Here is a 17,564-nt window from a genome sequence, read left to right as displayed (position 1 = left end):
ATGTTCGAGATTCTCCGCGCAAGCTCTGGTGGCTATTTTTGGCGCCTTAAGGGGGGCAATGGCGAAACCATATGCCACTCGGAAGTCTATACTTCCAAGCAGTCTGCACAGGGTGGCGTCGACGCTGCAAAGCGGATTGCGCCTACCGCGCAGGTGCACGACAGAACTTAACTTCTGTTGAATCATGACCTTTGCCTCGCGGCTCAGCCGCGGGGCACTTTTATTTCATTCGGAAATCCTAGGAGAATTTCTTGGATCGCGAGACACGCGTGTTGCAGGTCATTTGTGCCGCATTTTGCATTCCTTTGGCAGGATTGCTCTGGGTAGCCGCCAAACATGGCTTGGCCCATTACGAACAAGAATACAGCTTCGAAGCTAAGTATGGCCTCAACCCCAACGAAATCTATCTGAACGGAGCCATAAGCAAGAGCATGGCGAGAAAACTGGACAGTCTCATTGACAGCTCCGAAGAGCCATCCATCACCGTGTTTATCGACAGCCCAGGTGGCACGGGGACCGGCGCCGAAGAGATAGTACGGGTGTTCGCGGAACACGAAAACGTAACTTTGAGGCTGTTCAGGGGGGCGCGTTGCTTCTCCGCATGTGTCGGCGTTTTCGCAGGAGTCCGTAAGCTAGATCGAGCTGTAACAGATGATGATGCGTGTTTCTTGTTTCATGCCGGAACTAAAGAGCCTGCTGAAGCAGCGGCATCGGCCTGCGAGCTTCGGCCTGCTGAGAGTACTAAAGAACCAGATCGCTGGACGGCTCTTATCTCTCCAAATCTGACGGCATTCTTCGAACAATGTGCGAGAAACCCAGCTCATACACTCGAGGGAATTTCGCTTGACGGCCGCCAGTTAGCTCAGATCGTAAATGGTGGGTACACGATCAGATGTGACGATCACGTAATGTCGAAATCGTGCTCGGGGCTCCTCGGGAACCGGTCGCAGTGCCGTTGAGGTTGCGTAGGAGCATGTAGCTTAGCCAGACTTTGAGGCCATGTGTGGCGTGGTGATCGGATTTGGCCGCCGGGCTAAGCGTGACATAAAGCGTCTCGAGCCACACCTCATAAAATGCACATTTTCTGACATGTGCCCGGCTGACGCCGCTGAAGCCTTGATTTTGCAGCGACTTCCCAGCCCCCACCTGAGCGCTCGCCCTTCTTCACGACTGGCAACATAACGAAAGGTAGGAAAACGCAGTCTTTCGTGAGGTTCGTTGGTGAAGCAGGCAAAGGTTTTGACGGAGACGGAATTCAAACGTGTGATGGCGGTCATAGCGCAGATGAAGCACGCGCCGAGAAACCGGCTCGCGGTGATGCTGTCGCATCTTACCGGTTTGCGCGTGGGGGAAATCGCGGCCTTGACGTTGCACGACGTCTTCGATGCCGACGGCAATGTCCGTGAACAACTGCGCCTCAGTGCTGCCATCACCAAAGGCGGCCATGCTCGGACCGTCTTCATCAATGAGAAACTGCGCCGGGAGATCGAGCGCTACAAGACCGGCTGGAGTAATACTCACAGTCCAGGTGACCCACTACTGTTGACGCAGAAACAGACGGCTTTTTCCGCGAATACGCTCTGCCAATTAATGGGACAGATCTACCGGCAAGCTGGGATCGACGGAGCGACGTCGCATAGTGGCAGACGCTGGTTCATCACGAGGCTCGCGCATTCCGGGGTCAGCCCCAAGGTCATAATGACTTTGGCAGGCCACCGGAACCTCACGACCACACAGCGTTACATCGACGTTCGCGACGAGATGATGAAGGCTGCCGTCGAGCTTCTGTGATTTCGAGCTTGTGAACCGCCACCACTCTGACGTTCTCGTTAGGGTGACGAAGGCAGTTGTTGACCTTGAGGCACGAGAGAACATAATGAGAACGACATCCTCTCGCTCTGCCAAAGGTCACCGCTTCAATGCAAAGAGATCCGCTTCAGACACTCGGCCTTCATGTCGGCATAGCCCTGGCATGCTTGCGACCAACAACCGTTCGTGCCTTCGCTGGACGCGGTCGAAGCCGTCGCCGTGATCTCTATCTGGTCCCGAGCATTGCGGATGAGATAGTTGCGAACATATGTATCACGCTGGCTTTCAACAGGGACGGCGAGCGGGTTATTCGCAGCCGTATCGCGCGACACGTCGCCGATGTGTTGCTGGGCGTATCAGATAGCGTTGCACGTGATTGGGCAGGAGTGGACGCGGAAGCACGAGACCGGGCCCGCAAAGACATTACCGCGTGTATCGTGCAGCGGCTTTTCGGTCGATACACCATCTTGATCCAACCCCGTGAGGTTATAGTCCCGGCAGCAGATGTCTGGTGTGGCATCCGGGAAGACGAGATAGAAGGGGACTAAAGACGGGGAACGCTGGAGATCAGCCCTCGGACAACAGTATCTTTATCAGCTTGGATTTTGCAGACCGCCTCGAAACGCTCGCCCGGCATATTGCGATCAGCAATGAACTTCTCGGCGTCAGCAAGTTCTTCCTCGGTCGGACGACGGCAGAAGCTCCAAACGTCTTCCAGATAGTAAGGCACTTGAAGAGGAAAGCCGAAATAGCGGCGGGTCTCCCGCTCATCGGGGATATCAACGATTACCGCCTTTAGTCCGGATGTGAATGATATCGGGAACGCGCCTGGAGGCAGGTCTGGCAGGTAGTGGAAGCCGGCCTTGTAGTAGTCCCAACCTGCGTACCCTGCAAAGCCAACGACGCCCGCGACCAAAACCCGTCCAATCCACTTCCCCAACATGCCCACTCCAGCCGCCTATCGATACCCAGCATTTGCCCATAATTTTGCCGGGTTCAATCACCACCATTCCGGGCTAAACTGATTTATTGCAAACATCCGAGGTTGTGCCAAGATGCGCAAAGACCAGATCCCCCAATTCGTTGCTGAGGTCATTGCCACCGGCTGCCCGATTAGTGCGGTAGGGCACGATATGTACGTTTTCGCGGAGATCGACTTGCCCGAGGAAGATGTCGACCGGGTGGCTGGGGAGGTGCAGGAAATCTGTGACCGATACGGGGATCGCGATCACCTTCTTCTCGATATTGTCGCCCATCTGCGCAGTCTGGGACGGTTCATTGAGATTGAGTACTCTTCAGTTCACTAGCGGTGGACGAAGGCCGAACTTCACAGATCAGCAATTCCGACTAGAAATGTTCGATCTCTCAGTGCCTACAGCTTTGGGCTGATACAAGCAAAGTGTTCACGGAGGCCTGCTCCCCGTGAACCACCCAATCTGCGTCGGTATGGCCTGCCGCCTGCTATGCACTTTAGAAATTAAGATGCTTTCCGCAGTGACCGATGACAATCTTCTGCTCTTCCGGTAGCCACTCAAAATGTACGCGAAGCGTCTCGGCGAAGCTATCTTTGATGCCGATTTTGAGGTGCTTCTCCATGAGCATATCGCGCCCCATGTATCGAAACGTGCGAGCGTCACGTCCACCCTTGCTGAGCGTTTCGGCTTCCTTGGCCGCGAAAGCATTGCCGAATGCTGCCCGGGCTTTCTGGTCACCGCTGCCGCTGGTAAGCGCCTCCCAATACTCCTCAGCGAGTGTTCGAAGCAGTTGAAGCGCACGATATCCGTGTACAAAGCCGCTCCGATCAGAATCTCTAGCCGATGCGTAAGCACAGTCCAGCACGATGATACGATCAGAATACAGCCCCCCAATGAGCCTCACCGCCTGCTCCAAGGTAGGGGTTTGATTGAGGGCCGTCCTCAACACTTCCCGCAGTGGGGCGACCGTCTCTGAGATCTGATCCGAGGGATCGCTAGTGCGGGACTGGACACCACTTAGTGCGTGCTTAAGAGCGTCTGTCTGCGCCTCCGCGTAATCCAATCTGGCACCGGCTTCCTCAAGGTCTTCGCGCAGAGATTGTATTTGATCGTCTTTAGATAGCATTTTTTCCGCAGCTTCCTGCAGCAATTCTTCATAAATGCTGACGTCGCCCGAAGCAGCGGCTTCCGATACCGCCTTCTCTAACCGCTTTGCCAGGATAGCTTGTCCGACAATGTCGCTCGAGGTGTGCTGCCAAGAATTTGGAAGATTGGTGAAGTGAGTGATTGTCGCCATAACTTCCGCTTCGGCGGTGGTCCCAGCTGATGCCAGCTCCTCAATGCGGTCCGGTCGGAGTAAGACCGTTTTGCAGAATAGCCCATCCCCACTTACCCTCGGTGGGAAAATAATGTTTATGGCTCCACCGAACGAAATGTACCGACGTCCCAGCATCGCTTGCATCTTGAACGTATCGGCTTCATGAGGGATTTCTACAACCTGAGCCAATCCGACAGTGAGCGATCTTAATCTTTCTGGTAGTATCGGAAAAATGCCATCCCGATTTCCGCTTATTAGGATGAGCGGATATCTTCTCGATCGGTGTTCGATCCCATAAGCGAACCCAGCGGCGTTATGCTCGGTAAGCTGGAGCACTGAAAGACTGGGTGTGTCACTGGCCGGTCTGCATTTTTCGATCAGTGTTTGAACGATCCGAGGCCTAGTGACCTGGATCGGAGCCACGACTTTCGCACTTACCTCACTGGTTTCGAGCAACACAGAGCACTTTACAGGAGCGTCGTACGTATCCTGCTTTAAGCCAATTTCCGTAATCCATCTCCGACCGGGCACGCCCTCCTGACCATGGGTCAATCTGGCGCAGAAGTAGTAGGGATAATGCGGGTCTCCATTGGCATCGACGGTGGCCCGCGAACTGACTGCCGCACCGTCCGTGAACTTGAGTTCTCTAATTCCACTTGCCAGCTTAACCGGATCTACTGGGAAGCTCCGCTTATCGCCTACCCAAGCTGCGATACTCTGAATAATCGAATGGCAGCCTCCTTCCGGCTGTAAAACGAAGCTATTCGCGTATACCAGCATAGTCGGCTCCTCATGTATGCCTGCAACCTAGAATAATTTAAACTGCCATCATGCGCTCTTTCGTACGACGGCTTTTTTTGGTTTTTCCCTCCAAAGGGATTCCTGAAAATCCCGTCTATCCAGAAGATGGCTATCGGGACGCATATTCAGTCCAAGATGAGCAAAGCGCCGCGCAAGCTCTTCGTTTCCGGCTTTCATGGCTGCAATCCGGTTGTCGCCAAAGAAACTCGGCCCCGGAAGTTCCTTTAAAACGATGTTCCAGCAGCGCATCACCGTATAGCCTTGAGCTACACAGGTGAGCGCGAAGAGCGTGTCTTCGCCATGCAGAGCGAAGTTTGGATCAGGGTAGACCGGAGCCCGTCCCTCTTTCTGGAAATTGCGGACCACGAACATGCTCCCTTTCAAGTCCAAGTCTCTATTGAACACATGATGTTTGCCGTAGAGATCGGGATCGGCTTCCCACCTTCTGGTGAAGGGCTGCTTTCGGGGATCGATGGGGAAGAACACATCCACCCCGTCATAGGCATGGACGCCATTTCTCGACATTTCATCGAAAAGGTGAGGTCCGCAATTATGATCGGTGTCATAAAGGATCGCGTCGTCATCCATCATGACACCCCAGCTGAAACTGCTTTCGTAGAACGCAGACAAACAGGCGTGCCTGTTCATCACCAGGCTTTGAGATGGCAAGAAAATGATCTTTCCTGCACCCTTTCCAAAGTCTCTCATGACCGGATGCCGCTCGAATTCGGCTTCCGTCCATCCTGACGCGAACAGATTGATCGGCACCGAAGTTTTTGCCTGCCACCAGGTGATTTGCCGCATTAGATTTGTAAGCCTGAGTGATCGGTCCGTTGGATCAGCAGGGCGAAAACTGACAATGTACGCCGCGAAATCCGTCACTCGTTCACCCTTCGTTTCCCACGTTGCAAATTGCAACGTCTACGACCCGACATTGAGACGGATGTTTTAAGGCTTGGTTTAGCGGCAGCATCGAAGAATTGCCCCCAGTTGAGGGAGGCGTGAAATGGCACGGAAATCAAAGGCATCCACAGCGGGCATTGATGAGGTTCGCAAAGCTCGTAGACCGAGGAACCGTCTGCTCCGTGACACGACCGACAACATCACACGCTCGATACAAGAGGCGTTCGAGAATGCTTGGCCGATCATGGCGGCTATGCCTGATGGACGGCTTGAGAAAACGTCCACCATCGTAAGTCGGGACCAGGCCCTAATCTACAAGCTAGCCCATCGCGATTTTGATATGCAGTCGGGCTTGGTCGCGCACGCGCTCAAGGTCAACGGCAAAGGCATGAGCCCGCAGCAGGTCGCGCAACATGTTGACGAGATCTCAGATCAGGCCAAGCAGGATCTTGAGGGCTTGTTTTCGGGCTCTGACGAATTGCCAGACGAAGCCCAGACCTATTCGCCGGAACTTCGCCGTGTTCTTGCCAGCTTGAAGGGCGGCGATCCCGCAAGGATGTTCGACGACCTCCACACGGCCTATCATAACCAGAACGCATTGTTCTCCACTGCGCTCGATGTGAGGGACAGCACGCTTTACCAGTGGTGGCGCAACTGGACCGCCAAGGATCTCGACCCGGGCTTACGCGCCATGGACAAGCTGATTGCATTTCTCAAACATCAGCAGACCCATTATCCTGATGAAGCCGAAGAGTTTAAGAAGCGCTCTGGCGCTGATAAATTCATAGGCCAGCCAGCTTGGACGATCTACGCCGATCTTCACATCCTTGCTGCGTGCATAATGGCTGCCAACTATAATGCAGCCGGAGAAGAGTATTCGGTCAAAGCGGCAGATGTCCGAAAAATCGCGGAGCTTTACGATCGAATTCGGCTGCAAAAGCACACCAGAAAAAAGCGCCGAAAATAAAACCTTAAATTCCTCTTCCGTATCAACGTCTTGGCAGACTTGCCCTCGCGTTTCGAATGCGATGAACCGCGTCACAATTGCCTCCAATTCGCAACTAAAGGAGGCATTTTCGCTTATGGAAGATCACGACACCAAACAGACGGCTGCCGCAGCCGAGTTTGAACCGACAGCTTCGGACATCCACGACCTTGTAGCGATCGTCAACGGCTCTGCACCGTTTGGATCGGACATCGGTGCTGCTTATACGACAGTCACCGAAGATCAGATTGAAAAGGTCGCCCAACACATCCGCAAAGATGGTGCGCGAGCAGAACTGATCGTCGGATCGCTGGTTCGAAAGTCGAAGCTTCAGTTTCTGTCGCGGGCTGCTTGCTGGATAGCAGAGGCCGCGAAGATAGAGGGCTACCTCGAAAAACTGATGTCGGATAGTGGGGTGGCAATTGCCACCAATACTGCCAACGAACAGGCATTGAACGCTGCCGTCGTCCGATTTCTGACGTCTCAAGTGACTGACGCTCATATGGACAAAGCCGAGGTTTCGCGAGCAGCGACAGCGTTGGCTGGGCTCCAGATCCTCTGCACGGACAACGGCGTTGCTCCCTCTTTTGGCACGTTTCACGAAGTTCTGGCGTTAGCGTCCACATCCAGTTGCGATAAGCTCATTACGTTGGCAAGAGAGCGTCGAAAAGTCGATCAGCAGGTATCGAAGCCCCGTCCGAGCGATGTTGCTCCGGAAGGAACAGCGGATGTTGCGCCAGGCTCGGTGGATGCGGCTGATCCTGCAAGATCAGGGCCACCAATCGACGCTGCGGTTTCGAGCGGTGGCGTCGCAAAGCGACCCGTGGTGTCTGCTTCGGCTGCGACAGTCAAAACTTGTTCTGAGGGCGTCAGGCAACTGGTCCTGATCGTGGATGTCCCTGAGTGCCTCAGCGGTGACCAGTTCACCTTTGAGGGTCGCGTCATCAACGGGCAGCTTCATCTCTTTCTTGCTGTGAACAGCACGGACCGCTAAGCGCGGTCCCCAACTTTCAAACATTTTTGGAGAAGACCAATGGTCGCGCGGACCTATCAGCCGCCGAGCCACGATGGCGCTCGCTATCGTGCAGCAATTCAGCCGTGGTACTCACAAGCCATAGGCCGACATGACGTGTCCGCACGGACGGGCCAGCGTTTGTCGGCGGCGGACCTAGATCTGTTGAATGGTGGCGGCCTGTTAACGCTGGACCACTTTCTGCAGTCTGCGTTTTGCGGGGTCAAAAATCGCGACCCGATGGTAGGTCGGCGAGACGCGACGCTGACCAGCGGATTGATCGATAGCGGCGGTTATCAAATCTCGACCGGGGCCGAAGAGTGCTCCGAGGCGATTATGTACGAACTCCTTCGCTACTGCGAGCAGTTCGATGCCGCACCAATCCTTGATGGTCCGACGTCATCAATCCAGAACCCGAAGAGCAAGCTCAAGACCGCACGCGAGTGCTTCGACTTCACGCTGGCCAATGGCAAGTATGCGATCTCAAACCGCAGGCCCGGCCGCACACGGTTGTTGAATGTCATTCAAGGATTGAGCCGCGCACAGGCGCTTGGATGGTATGAAAATATCAAGTTCCTGAACGATCCCAGACGTTTTGGCGACTATGCCCTCGAAGACTGGGCGTTTGCTGGCGCGACCCGGACGCACTTTTCGATTGTGCTCAACCTGCTCGTAAGGATGCGGGACGAGAAGCTGATCAAGCCGGGTGCCTTCTTGCATTTCCTTGGCGTGGGAAGCCCCGAGATTGCTTGCGCGTTGACGGCTATCCAAGACGCCCTGCGTGCGACCATCGATGCGAACATTCTCGTCTCGTTCGACACGGCGACGCCGTTCCTATTGGCGGGACGCTACAAACGCGCGCTGCGGGAACCAACACGCTCCCAGAATGGGATCACCGTGCAGGCCGTGCCGATGCCCGAGTGTCGGTCCTTTGTTGGCAGCCATCAACCATGGCCCGTCAGTAGTCCTTTTGCAGACCGTCTCACACTCGGAGACCTGAATGTCAGACCTGCGGGACAAGGTGCTGTTTGGGATGACCTGTCCCATGCCCTGCTCGCCGCGCACAACGTCTGGATCCAAACCGACGCCGTCGCTGCCGCTGTGAACGCGCTGCGACTGCCTCTGCGGCAGGCGCGGCAACACCTGCCAATTCTGCTCATCGACCTCACCGATTTCATTCGCGAGGTGCTCGTCAGCGAGCGCCCCATGACCCTGATCCGGCAGCAACACATGCTGCTCGATAGCCTGGCTCACAAGAGCCGCAACACAAGCCTGACGGACGATAGATCCCTCGGTCTTTAACCGCCGCATCGCGGCAAGGAGAAATGTAATGCGTACTCTGAACAAAACCCTTCGCCAACTCGTCGCTCTTCGCGCAAAGCTGGGCTGGCCCGCAGCTTATTTCGCAGTCATCCTGCTCAGCAACCTACTGATGGTGTGGCTGCCGATGATGCCCGTCGCTGGCACCTCGATCCCACCGGCCATCCTCGTCTTCGGCTTTGTTTTCATCCTGAGAGACTTGGCGCAGCAGGCCGTCGGCCACCTCATCCTTCCCGTCATGGCGGCGGCAGCATTGGCAACCTATGGGCTTGCAGGTCCTACGATTGCCGCAGCCAGTGTCACCGCTTTCGTCATCTCGGAGATCGCCGACTGGGCCGTGTTTACGGCGACAAGGCGGCCCCTGAAGCAGCGCATTCTGCTGTCATCGCTGGTGGCCGTGCCGGTGGATACTGCCGTCTTCTTCTTAGCGCTGGGCATCCTCGACCCGCATAGCCTGGCTGTGGGGATCGTCGCGAAGCTCCTCGCAACGTTCTTGATCTGGCTCGCCTTGAGCGTTGGCAGTGGCCGGAGGATCGCGGCATGACCATTCACATCGTCGGCCTGGAGCGACACGAACAGCGCTACACCACTGAGTGGGCTTCTAACCTGCCGGAGCAAATCCGGCAGGCATACCCCAACGAACGCGTGAAAATCGTGCATGGCGCTCACGACCACCAAGTCACTTCTCCGGGTGCATTCCTGGATTTCGCCGGAACGAACGTTTTCAAAGGGGAACAATGCGCGGAAATCGGACGCCTGTTCCAAAGTGGGCAAGTGGCAGCCGGCGACACATTCTTGTTCACGGACGCCTGGCATTTCGGTGTCATCGCGACCCGCTACACAAGCGATCTCCTCAGTATACCTGTCCGCATAGTCGGCCTGCATCATGCGGGCTCCCATGATCCGCATGACTTCCTAGGGCGACTTGGGGATACGCCTTGGCTGCGCCCCTTCGAACGGTCGATCTTCGAGGCCATAGATGCGAATGTCTTCGCGACCCGTTTCCATATTGACCTCTACAGGGAGGTTCATGTCTACGCACCGGATGGCAAGGTTCTCCAAGCTGGATGGCCGATGGAGTATCTCACGAACGTGCTGGGCCAAAGGCAGAAGCATCCCAAGCGGAAGCTGGTTCTGTTTCCGCACCGCCTGGCTCCAGAGAAACAGGTTGAGATCTTTCGCGATCTCGGCAACGAGTTCCCGGAATTTGAGTTTCGGGTTTGCCAGGAGCAACGCCTCTCCAAGGAAGAGTATCACGCCCTGCTGGTCGAGGCCGCTGCGGTATTCTCGTGCAGTCTGCAAGAAACCCTCGGTATCGCGATGTATGAGGGGCTGCTGTGCGGGGCCATGCCCATCGCACCAAACAGGCTCTCGTATGCGGAAATGTATCCGGCGGAAGTGCTTTATCCGAGCGAGTGGACGGAAAGCGAAGCCGACTACCAACGTTGCAAATTGCAACTCGTCGCGTTCATGCGTGCGGCACTTGGCCGGGCGCTACAGCCGGAGTGGCAGGCCGAGGCGACCACGATTGCCGACCAAGTTGGAGCCCGCTTTTTCACGGGCGACGCACTATACGCGGCCCTGAGGGGGCAGTCGTCTTGATCGGCGGCTTCTGATGGATCGTAGCTCGATGTGGCGACGGAGTTGGTCGACAATTCTGTCGACTGCGTCGGCGGCATGAGTGCCTAGAGCCTGGAGGCGCTCCAGTCGCCAAAGCACGGCGAGGAGCGCCGCAATACCGGGCTCCCGCTGTGTTGCGACCAGGTACGAATAGTATCGGTCGCTGCGACCGAGCCAGATCCTAGAAAATTCGACTTGGGATCGTGCGAGCGAACACGCGTGCAAACCCTCATAAAGCTCAGTGATCTTCATTCCCGCCATCCTCCTGTTTTTTATATTTATTTTCCGACGGTGGCGGCATTAGGCTACTTTATAAATAGCAGGCCGCCATACTTTAGGAGTTTCCAATGAAGAAAAAGATTGATGAAGTCCGAGCCGCCCTTATGTCCACACGTCAGTTCCCACAGCGGGTTCGGCGGCGATTGGAGTGGCTGTCGCCCAAGCATCACGAACAGCGTGCGATAGTCATGGATGCACTCGGTGATAATCACCCATTGGTGCCAAGGATGAAGCGGTGTGGCGAGGTCGACGAGTGGAACAACGTGTTTTATTGCGGCATGCCCCTCTGCCCACGCTGCTTCATGCGGGCGCGTGGTAAGCAGACCAAACAGGCAATCAGGGAGACATTCAAGGATGCGACCAACGAGGACTTGGCGTTTGCGACAATCCTCCTACCGGCTCGTTTAGACCTGACCGACGTGACCGAGGTGATCGAAAAGGAGAAGCGTCGGCTGCGAAACTTTGTTGAACGGCAACGCTCCTTGGACGCTCGCTGGGACAAGTTCGTTCTGGTCGGTTTTTGGGAGATGGGGAGAATGAAACGCGGCGAGCTGGACGCAGCAGGACGAAACACCAAGCTTGCCCTGGCACAGCTTGATTTTCCAGCTGATGCTGCCGACGATACCACGGTTTGGCTTCCTCACCTCCACGCCATCGTTAACAAAGGCGACTTGACCGAGCAGGAGATCGCGAAGGCCTTGCGAAAGGATGGCCATACGGCGCCGTATCAGGTGGATATCCGGCCACTAAATCCAAACCGACGTGTGAACATCAACATCAAGAATCTCACCCGATACAGCATGAAGTTCCGCATTGAAGACGCTCGTCCGATGGACGATCCCTTGGACTATGTGGCAGCTGAAAAGGCAGAGCTCGAATGCGAAGAGGCGCGGATGTGGTGGCCACATGAGGACATTCGGGCATACGCGGAATGGCTGCGGTCGGAACTAAGCGGCTTTCAGTCGCTGCGCTTTGTGATGGGACCAAAATCAGCTCAGGGAAAGAGCGCGGTATCGGCGAACTCAACAGTCACCACGGTGGGAATGGTCAAAGGGAAGACCATGTCTGACCGTCGTAAACATCTCTCAGATGGAAACAAGTCGAGTATTCGTGGGATTTGTGATGTTGACTTTGATGCTCTGTTTGTTCGAACAGATGGTGTAAGGTATAATAATAATATACTAGATACTAACTGGACTGATGACACCGAGCTTGAGCCCACTCACGCCGCTTTGCCCGCGGTCTTGCAGCCTCTTACACAGACCACTGGTTCACCTCCTGTCAGCACTACAGGACTTGAGACACTGTCCGAGCGCGTGCAGCGCATTTTGGCCTATGGCGAACGGATACGTGCCCGCCGAGGGGGCTGAAGTGACTGGTCCTATTCATCCATGATGCGTATGAGTTTGTCGTAAACCCTGCGCCCCTTAGCCGTCAGTACCGGTATCCGCTTCCGGTGATCCTTTGGATCCGCCTCAGTCGTTACAAGATCGATAGGTTCGGTGCCCCCGGACGGAACAGTGCGAGCTGAAAGGTCAACAATTCCCCGAGATACGGTCGCTTGCGTGATGTCGAGCCGTTCACCAATTTCGAGTACGCCCCACCCGTGCTTCTCAAGATCGTTGCGCGCTACCTCAAGGAACAGCATCATATGTGCGACAGGGAAGTTACGCCAATGGTGGCGAAGCTCCGCGAGGGCAAGATAAAGGCGGTTTGCAGGGGACGGCACGATCCATTTCCTCATGTATTCAGTGAGCTTCGACGCGGACCGCTTACTTTCGTCGCGTCTTGAAATCGCTCATATTCGAGGGTCGCAACGGTTTCAACAGTCTGCTTCTACGGCCGTATGCGCCGGGGTACGTCAGTATCAACAGCTCCGCCTCGGTCTATCGCGGATAAGGTTGATGCCGCACAGCGGTCTCAGGCTCATGACATCAGCCAGCCATAGGGTATCCCGGGCATACCCGTCAGGCTTCAGGTTGTGAATTACGTCTACCGCGAGCCCCCCTGCAGCAGACCGCAGCAGGCGGATGTCGGCTGTCCCATCTGGATCGAATAGACGTGCGACCGGCGGGCATTCGCCGTGGTACTTTTCGAACCAGCGAAGTTGACCCATCAGGCTCGGCGGAAACAGTTTCGTGAACCTGCCGCGCAAATCCATTTCTCGAACTATGACTTCGCGATCCTCAGTGACCGCGAAATGAAAAAGGGCAGCCCAGTATTTCGGCGAATGGTATCGACGGCGCAGAGGCTTCCCGTCGATGATCAGGTCCAGCAGAAGGCTCGAATTCGGACGCTTGGTGCGTAAGAGCTGCTGGGCTATTCCGAACTGAGGCGAAGCTGCCTTTGAGCGTTCGTCCGGTCCCTGTCCTGACAACTTGACCTCACCCCTCCACAGTCACACGGCACCTAGCCTTCCAACAACCCGTGTCTGCACCCGTGGCGGATCAAGGGCAAGCGGCTGAGTGTCCGGCCCAATTGGCAAAGGCATGCGGACCAATTGAAGCTGTCAACAAGACGTACAGGAGCCCGTCTAGCGCGTTTGTCGCGTGGGGCAGGACGTGATTGCGTTCCAATTGATACGCGCGTCCAAGGGCTGCCTGAGAGGCTTTGTGCGCGCCCTTGATCGCGGTCACTGCCGGAATAGTGAGAGGATCACGTCGGCACTCGTGTTGGCAATCGAAAGAGCCTGGACCGACAACTGCTCTTGGGTCTGTAGTGCCTTGAGCCGCGTAGAGGCTTCGTTCATGTCTGCGTCCACCAGGCGGCCTATCCCGCTCTCGACATGGTCCGAAAGCAGGGTAACGAACTTGTCCTGTATGGCCATACGGGTTTGGAGCGAGCCGACCGTTGCCATTGCCTGCGTCAGCTTTTCGATCTTCCCTTCGACCCCGTTCATGAAGTCGTCGAAGTAGGTCTCCAACGGTTGCGACGAAAACGGAGGGGTGTTGTTGTAGTTCCACAAGCCGTTCCGGATGATGTAGTGGTCGCCGTTGCGTTCAACCTTTCCGGTGGAGCTGCTAAAGTATGTCGCGAAAAGCTCATAGGTGACGATATCGACCTTCCCGTCCAGAATTCCCTGCTCTTCCGCGCCCGGCTGGTTGTCGTAAAAGTCGCCGGTTCGATTATAGTTGATCAACACAACGTCCTTGAGCTGGACGTCGGTGGTCAGGATCGTTGATCCCTGGATGCCGGTTACGAAGCTGACACTCTCCGCAAGACTGCGACCACCTTTCTCGACTTGAAGAAGATTGACGCCATTGAAGCTTGACGCCGCAATGGTGTCGGTCATGGCGTCGAACAACTCCCGCATCTGTAGGTCAAGTTTGCCTAGCGCTGTGCCGTCATAGACGCTGTCTCGCTCGTAATCGTACCAGGTCCCGTTCGTCACTGCTGGGAGCTGGTCTTTTGCCATGACCAGCAGGTTCTTGAACTCGTGGAAATAGTCGAGAACCTGCTCCATTCCGGCGTAGGTCGTATCGAGGATTGCGCGTCCTAGTCCGATGCTGTCGGATACCGCAGATAATGCAAGGTTCTCCGAGCGCATCGTCGTTGCGATGGACCAGTAGGCGGCGTCATCGGCTGCCTGACCGACACGAAGGCCAGATGAGATCTGCTGTTGTGTGTCGCTCATGCGGGAACTGACGGAGCGAAGGTTTTGAAGTGCTGCGATCGAAGAATGGTTGGTATGTATGCTACTCATAAAACTCGAGCTATTGTATTTTCACGAATGATTTCAACGGAGACTGACACAATCATAGTTAAATTTGGATGAAATTGAATTCTGAGCGAGCTACCTTCATCAGGAGCAAGCGTGGCGTGGCTGCACCAGCAACACTGGGCAGCGTTAAAGCACGTCAGCAAGACGCGTACGCACGTCTTCCAGCGCGTTTATGGCCGTTTGCTTGTCAGCGTCGCATCCCGGCGTCCACGCGTTTCCCGGGGGCTCTATGGCGGCTTCCCCAGCCTTCCAAACCATCCCCCCAGAAGGTTGAAAGCCATCGGATCAGTATGATCCGATGGCTTTCAAGATGCAGTTTTGCAAGCGTTCGCTTACGCGGACTTGCGCAGCAGCTTGCCGCGTTCAGCAGCAGCCATGGTCAGCTGAGCGTCGAGTTCGCCAGCCCGCACAGCCTCGACAAGCGTATCAATGATCTTGGGCAACGCGGCCAGCTCACCGACCTCGATTGCGTTCTTGCCCTGGGCGAATTCAACCGACTTGCCAGCATAGCGCAGCGAGAAGAACACCTTGCCGCCTTCGTCAGCGAACCAGCCCTGACGGACGCGCTTGAGGGTTTCCACCTCGACACGCTGTCCTTCGGCGTTCTTCTTCCGAACGACGTGCGTGGGTGCGAAAATCCGACCCGCAATCTTTGCTTCGGCCATCTGCTTCTGCTCCACCAACGCGGCCGCTACCTTTTCGCGTGCGCGGAGAACGGGATCTGCGGATGCACGAGCCGGAACTGCTGAGGTAAGCTTGAGGGCCTTCAAATGAGACATGCCAATTCCTTTCCCGATTTGTTTCCTATGTCCGGGATACAGCCGACCGCCAAAAGGGCGAGCCAAGAGTTGAGGGTGAACGCATGAAGGAAAAAACAAAGCCTCGCGCCAAACGAAAGAAGACGCGCATAACTGCCGACGACGTGCGCTACACCGTTGAGATCACATCCTGGAACTGGGACTTCTTCTTTTCCGTGTCAAAGAACACCCTGAAGGGCGCTCCTTACGAGGACTACCGGCATCTTGTGGTCTCCGGCAACTTCCTTGCGCCCGAGAAGCTTGCGGGAAAGCCGATCGAAGTCACCTTCTTGCCCGATGATAAGCTGAACAAGGGCGACGCACCGCTGTTTCCGATCCGAAGCGCTGGGCACCTCACTCTGCCGCGATCAGCCTATGCGATTTGCCATATGCCGATGGACGCTTTGCCTTCGGTTTTGCAGATGCTCTCTGTCCAGATGTTTCGTTATTTAATGTTGGCAGCGGAACCACCGCGCTACGGCAAAGCGTCGATAGTCAGCTACAGGTTCTCTGCGCAGGCAGAATGATCATTCGCCTTGCAGATCGAACAGATCCAGATCGTTGGAAACTGACGACATCGAAACTACATGCGGGGAACAAAGTCGATCGTTAACTGGCTGATGATATGTTCACGCTGAGAACTAACCATCATGAGAGTGTGCGACATCGACGCGAAATCTCAAATTTCCCAATGAAATCAATGGGAAACAGAATTGACACGAAATAGCGCAACGCATATGTTGCGCAACCGAGAAATGGAGACCTGAATGTACGCACTGTTTCAGACGATCGACCTTGCCCTGAGCATCTTTACCTGGATTCTGATCGGCAGTGCGATCTTCTCCTGGCTCTACGCCTTCAACGTGATCAACTCCAGCAATCGATTCGTGGCGACGCTTGGACAGTTCCTCCACAACGTCACCGAACCGGCCCTCCGCCCGATCCGCCGCTTCATGCCGGATCTCGGCGGTATCGACATTTCGCCGATTGTCCTGCTGCTGATCATCTTCTTCCTGCGTTCGTTCCTCTGGAACAGCATCTACCCGCTGGTGGCGTGACAAGCCCCTACCGTTTAGGCCATGACCATCTCCTGCCCGCCGTCCGGCTGACACCGAACGGCGGGCGCGATGCGTTTGACGGGGTGGAGGTCACCGCCGACGGCCTCGCACATCTGAAGGCCCGCGTGACCGCCGTGCCCGAAAAGGGCAAGGCCAACAAGGCCCTTGTCGCCCTGCTCTCGAAATCCTTGAAGGTCCCGAAATCGACGATAACAGTCGTCTCCGGCGAAACCTCAAGACAAAAAATCCTCCGGATCGAGGGCGACCCGGAGGATTTGAAATCGCGGTTAGACGCTCTCGCGTCCGCCTGAGAACTTACTTGCCTTCGTCCTTGGCGCGCTGGATCGAGTCCAGAATGATCTGCTTGGCAGCATCGACATCCATCCAGTCGCCGATCTTGACCCACTTGCCGGGCTCCAGATCCTTGTAGTGCTCGAAGAAGTGCTGGATCTGCTTCAGCGTGATTTCCGGAAGATCCGTGTAGTTGGTGATCTTGTCATAGCGACGCGTCAGCTTCGGTACCGGCACGGCGAGGATCTTCTCGTCCATGCCGCCATCGTCTTCCATCATCATCACGCCGATCGGGCGAACATTGATGACGCAGCCCGGAACGAGCGGGCGCGTGTTGCAGATCAGAACGTCGAGCGGGTCGCCGTCCTTGCAGAGCGTGTGCGGTACGAAGCCGTAATTGCCCGGATAGGTCATCGGGGTGTAGAGGAAGCGGTCGACGACCAGCGTGCCGGCGTCCTTGTCCATCTCATACTTGATCGGCTGGCCGCCGACAGGAACTTCGACGATGACGTTGATGTCTTCCGGCGGGTTCTTGCCGATGGCAATTGCATCAATACGCATATTATTGGACCCCGTAGAGTGTTGAATTCCTGCGCTACCTAATGCGAATTATGGCGCAATGCAACACGGCTTTCGGCTGAGTCGCAGGTCACCGGGCACGACGCCAAAAGACGGG

At 55.8% G+C, this 17,564-nt stretch carries 18 protein-coding genes; 11 read left to right on the top strand and 7 right to left on the bottom strand.

Going from position 1 to position 17,564, the window contains the following annotated elements:
* The first annotated feature begins 251 nt into the window (after nucleotides 1–251).
* The gene (locus IP85_RS14480) at nucleotides 252–959 is read left to right on the top strand and encodes a hypothetical protein (RefSeq protein WP_054150383.1); all 708 of its coding nucleotides are present in this window, start codon (nucleotides 252–254) and stop codon (nucleotides 957–959) included.
* Between the two features lie 262 nt (nucleotides 960–1,221).
* On the top strand, nucleotides 1,222–1,791 hold the full coding sequence (locus tag IP85_RS14475) for a site-specific integrase (protein WP_054150439.1): 570 nt from the start codon (nucleotides 1,222–1,224) through the stop codon (nucleotides 1,789–1,791).
* Between the two features lie 562 nt (nucleotides 1,792–2,353).
* On the opposite strand, the gene IP85_RS14465 is transcribed toward IP85_RS14475, so the two are convergent.
* The 4 genes from IP85_RS14465 to IP85_RS14450 form a co-directional block, all read right to left on the bottom strand.
* Complete coding sequence (locus IP85_RS14465; protein ID WP_054150381.1) at nucleotides 2,354–2,752, bottom strand: hypothetical protein; 399 nt, start codon at nucleotides 2,750–2,752, stop codon at nucleotides 2,354–2,356.
* Between the two features lie 73 nt (nucleotides 2,753–2,825).
* Entirely contained in the window at nucleotides 2,826–3,065 is a 240-nt protein-coding gene (locus IP85_RS22680) for a hypothetical protein (protein WP_156322911.1), read from the bottom strand.
* Between the two features lie 214 nt (nucleotides 3,066–3,279).
* The gene (locus IP85_RS14455) at nucleotides 3,280–4,881 is read right to left on the bottom strand and encodes a hypothetical protein (protein WP_054150379.1); all 1,602 of its coding nucleotides are present in this window, start codon (nucleotides 4,879–4,881) and stop codon (nucleotides 3,280–3,282) included.
* A gap of 48 nt (nucleotides 4,882–4,929) precedes the next feature.
* Nucleotides 4,930–5,784, bottom strand: a complete 855-nt coding sequence (locus IP85_RS14450) for a hypothetical protein (RefSeq protein WP_054150378.1) — start codon at nucleotides 5,782–5,784, stop codon at nucleotides 4,930–4,932.
* Nucleotides 5,785–5,908: 124 nt separating this feature from the next.
* Here IP85_RS14450 and IP85_RS14445 point away from each other — a divergent pair, with 124 nt between their 5' ends.
* The 6 genes from IP85_RS14445 (at nucleotide 5,909) to IP85_RS14420 (ending at nucleotide 12,391) form a co-directional block, all read left to right on the top strand.
* On the top strand, nucleotides 5,909–6,772 hold the full coding sequence (locus IP85_RS14445) for a hypothetical protein (protein ID WP_054150377.1): 864 nt from the start codon (nucleotides 5,909–5,911) through the stop codon (nucleotides 6,770–6,772).
* On the top strand, nucleotides 6,699–7,784 hold the full coding sequence (locus IP85_RS14440) for a hypothetical protein (protein ID WP_197278018.1): 1,086 nt from the start codon (nucleotides 6,699–6,701) through the stop codon (nucleotides 7,782–7,784). The genes IP85_RS14445 and IP85_RS14440 overlap by 74 nt, the downstream gene beginning before the upstream one ends.
* 39 nt (nucleotides 7,785–7,823) lie before the next feature.
* Nucleotides 7,824–9,104: a hypothetical protein gene (locus tag IP85_RS14435; RefSeq protein ID WP_054150375.1), complete on the top strand. Its 1,281-nt coding sequence runs from the start codon at nucleotides 7,824–7,826 to the stop codon at nucleotides 9,102–9,104.
* Between the two features lie 28 nt (nucleotides 9,105–9,132).
* Nucleotides 9,133–9,666 carry a hypothetical protein gene (locus IP85_RS14430; protein ID WP_054150374.1) on the top strand — a complete coding sequence of 178 codons (534 nt, stop codon included), beginning with the start codon at nucleotides 9,133–9,135 and terminating at the stop codon, nucleotides 9,664–9,666.
* A complete protein-coding gene (locus IP85_RS14425; protein ID WP_054150373.1) occupies nucleotides 9,663–10,724 on the top strand; it encodes a glycosyltransferase in 1,062 nt (353 codons plus the stop codon). Before IP85_RS14430 ends, IP85_RS14425 begins: the two co-directional genes overlap by 4 nt.
* A 365-nt stretch (nucleotides 10,725–11,089) precedes the next feature.
* A complete protein-coding gene (locus IP85_RS14420) occupies nucleotides 11,090–12,391 on the top strand; it encodes a hypothetical protein (protein WP_054150372.1) in 1,302 nt (433 codons plus the stop codon).
* A gap of 1,262 nt (nucleotides 12,392–13,653) precedes the next feature.
* On the opposite strand, the gene IP85_RS22425 is transcribed toward IP85_RS14420, so the two are convergent.
* On the bottom strand, nucleotides 13,654–14,724 hold the full coding sequence (locus IP85_RS22425) for a flagellin (RefSeq protein WP_082347717.1): 1,071 nt from the start codon (nucleotides 14,722–14,724) through the stop codon (nucleotides 13,654–13,656).
* 350 nt (nucleotides 14,725–15,074) lie between these two features.
* On the bottom strand, nucleotides 15,075–15,521 hold the full coding sequence (locus tag IP85_RS14400; protein ID WP_054150368.1) for a DUF6641 family protein: 447 nt from the start codon (nucleotides 15,519–15,521) through the stop codon (nucleotides 15,075–15,077).
* A gap of 83 nt (nucleotides 15,522–15,604) precedes the next feature.
* Here IP85_RS14400 and IP85_RS14395 point away from each other — a divergent pair, with 83 nt between their 5' ends.
* The 3 genes from IP85_RS14395 to IP85_RS14385 all read left to right on the top strand — a co-directional run bounded on the left by IP85_RS14395 (nucleotide 15,605) and on the right by IP85_RS14385 (nucleotide 16,908).
* Nucleotides 15,605–16,066: a hypothetical protein gene (locus IP85_RS14395; RefSeq protein WP_054150367.1), complete on the top strand. Its 462-nt coding sequence runs from the start codon at nucleotides 15,605–15,607 to the stop codon at nucleotides 16,064–16,066.
* Nucleotides 16,067–16,306: 240 nt separating this feature from the next.
* The gene (locus tag IP85_RS14390; protein WP_054150366.1) at nucleotides 16,307–16,597 is read left to right on the top strand and encodes a YggT family protein; all 291 of its coding nucleotides are present in this window, start codon (nucleotides 16,307–16,309) and stop codon (nucleotides 16,595–16,597) included.
* Nucleotides 16,594–16,908 (top strand): DUF167 domain-containing protein, encoded by a 315-nt coding sequence (locus IP85_RS14385; RefSeq protein ID WP_054150365.1) that lies wholly within the window; start codon nucleotides 16,594–16,596, stop codon nucleotides 16,906–16,908. Before IP85_RS14390 ends, IP85_RS14385 begins: the two co-directional genes overlap by 4 nt.
* A 4-nt stretch (nucleotides 16,909–16,912) precedes the next feature.
* On the opposite strand, the gene ppa is transcribed toward IP85_RS14385, so the two are convergent.
* Nucleotides 16,913–17,449, bottom strand: coding sequence for an inorganic diphosphatase (ppa, locus tag IP85_RS14380; RefSeq protein WP_054150364.1), 537 nt, complete (start codon nucleotides 17,447–17,449; stop codon nucleotides 16,913–16,915).
* Between the last annotated feature and the right edge of the window lie 115 nt (nucleotides 17,450–17,564).

The sequence above is a fragment of the Rhizobium sp. AAP116 genome, assembly GCF_001295785.1.
GTDB lineage: Bacteria > Pseudomonadota > Alphaproteobacteria > Rhizobiales > Rhizobiaceae > Allorhizobium.
The sequence above is the reverse complement of the archived record's forward strand: the minus strand, read 5'-3'. Positions and strand labels throughout refer to the sequence as shown.

What these genes read in the sequence shown, in the direction of transcription:
- IP85_RS22425 (WP_082347717.1), bottom strand. Translation starts at nt 14,724, where the DNA reads ATGAGTAGCATACATACCAACCATTCTTCGATCGCAGCACTTCAAAAC.
- IP85_RS14420 (WP_054150372.1), top strand. Translation starts at nt 11,090, where the DNA reads ATGAAGAAAAAGATTGATGAAGTCCGAGCCGCCCTTATGTCCACACGT.
- IP85_RS14425 (WP_054150373.1), top strand. Translation starts at nt 9,663, where the DNA reads ATGACCATTCACATCGTCGGCCTGGAGCGACACGAACAGCGCTACACC.
- IP85_RS14390 (WP_054150366.1), top strand. Translation starts at nt 16,307, where the DNA reads ATGTACGCACTGTTTCAGACGATCGACCTTGCCCTGAGCATCTTTACC.
- IP85_RS14430 (WP_054150374.1), top strand. Translation starts at nt 9,133, where the DNA reads ATGCGTACTCTGAACAAAACCCTTCGCCAACTCGTCGCTCTTCGCGCA.
- IP85_RS22680 (WP_156322911.1), bottom strand. Translation starts at nt 3,065, where the DNA reads ATGGGCGACAATATCGAGAAGAAGGTGATCGCGATCCCCGTATCGGTC.
- IP85_RS14455 (WP_054150379.1), bottom strand. Translation starts at nt 4,881, where the DNA reads ATGCTGGTATACGCGAATAGCTTCGTTTTACAGCCGGAAGGAGGCTGC.
- IP85_RS14395 (WP_054150367.1), top strand. Translation starts at nt 15,605, where the DNA reads ATGAAGGAAAAAACAAAGCCTCGCGCCAAACGAAAGAAGACGCGCATA.
- IP85_RS14465 (WP_054150381.1), bottom strand. Translation starts at nt 2,752, where the DNA reads ATGTTGGGGAAGTGGATTGGACGGGTTTTGGTCGCGGGCGTCGTTGGC.
- IP85_RS14435 (WP_054150375.1), top strand. Translation starts at nt 7,824, where the DNA reads ATGGTCGCGCGGACCTATCAGCCGCCGAGCCACGATGGCGCTCGCTAT.
- IP85_RS14445 (WP_054150377.1), top strand. Translation starts at nt 5,909, where the DNA reads ATGGCACGGAAATCAAAGGCATCCACAGCGGGCATTGATGAGGTTCGC.
- IP85_RS14400 (WP_054150368.1), bottom strand. Translation starts at nt 15,521, where the DNA reads ATGTCTCATTTGAAGGCCCTCAAGCTTACCTCAGCAGTTCCGGCTCGT.
- IP85_RS14440 (WP_197278018.1), top strand. Translation starts at nt 6,699, where the DNA reads ATGTCCGAAAAATCGCGGAGCTTTACGATCGAATTCGGCTGCAAAAGC.
- ppa (WP_054150364.1), bottom strand. Translation starts at nt 17,449, where the DNA reads ATGCGTATTGATGCAATTGCCATCGGCAAGAACCCGCCGGAAGACATC.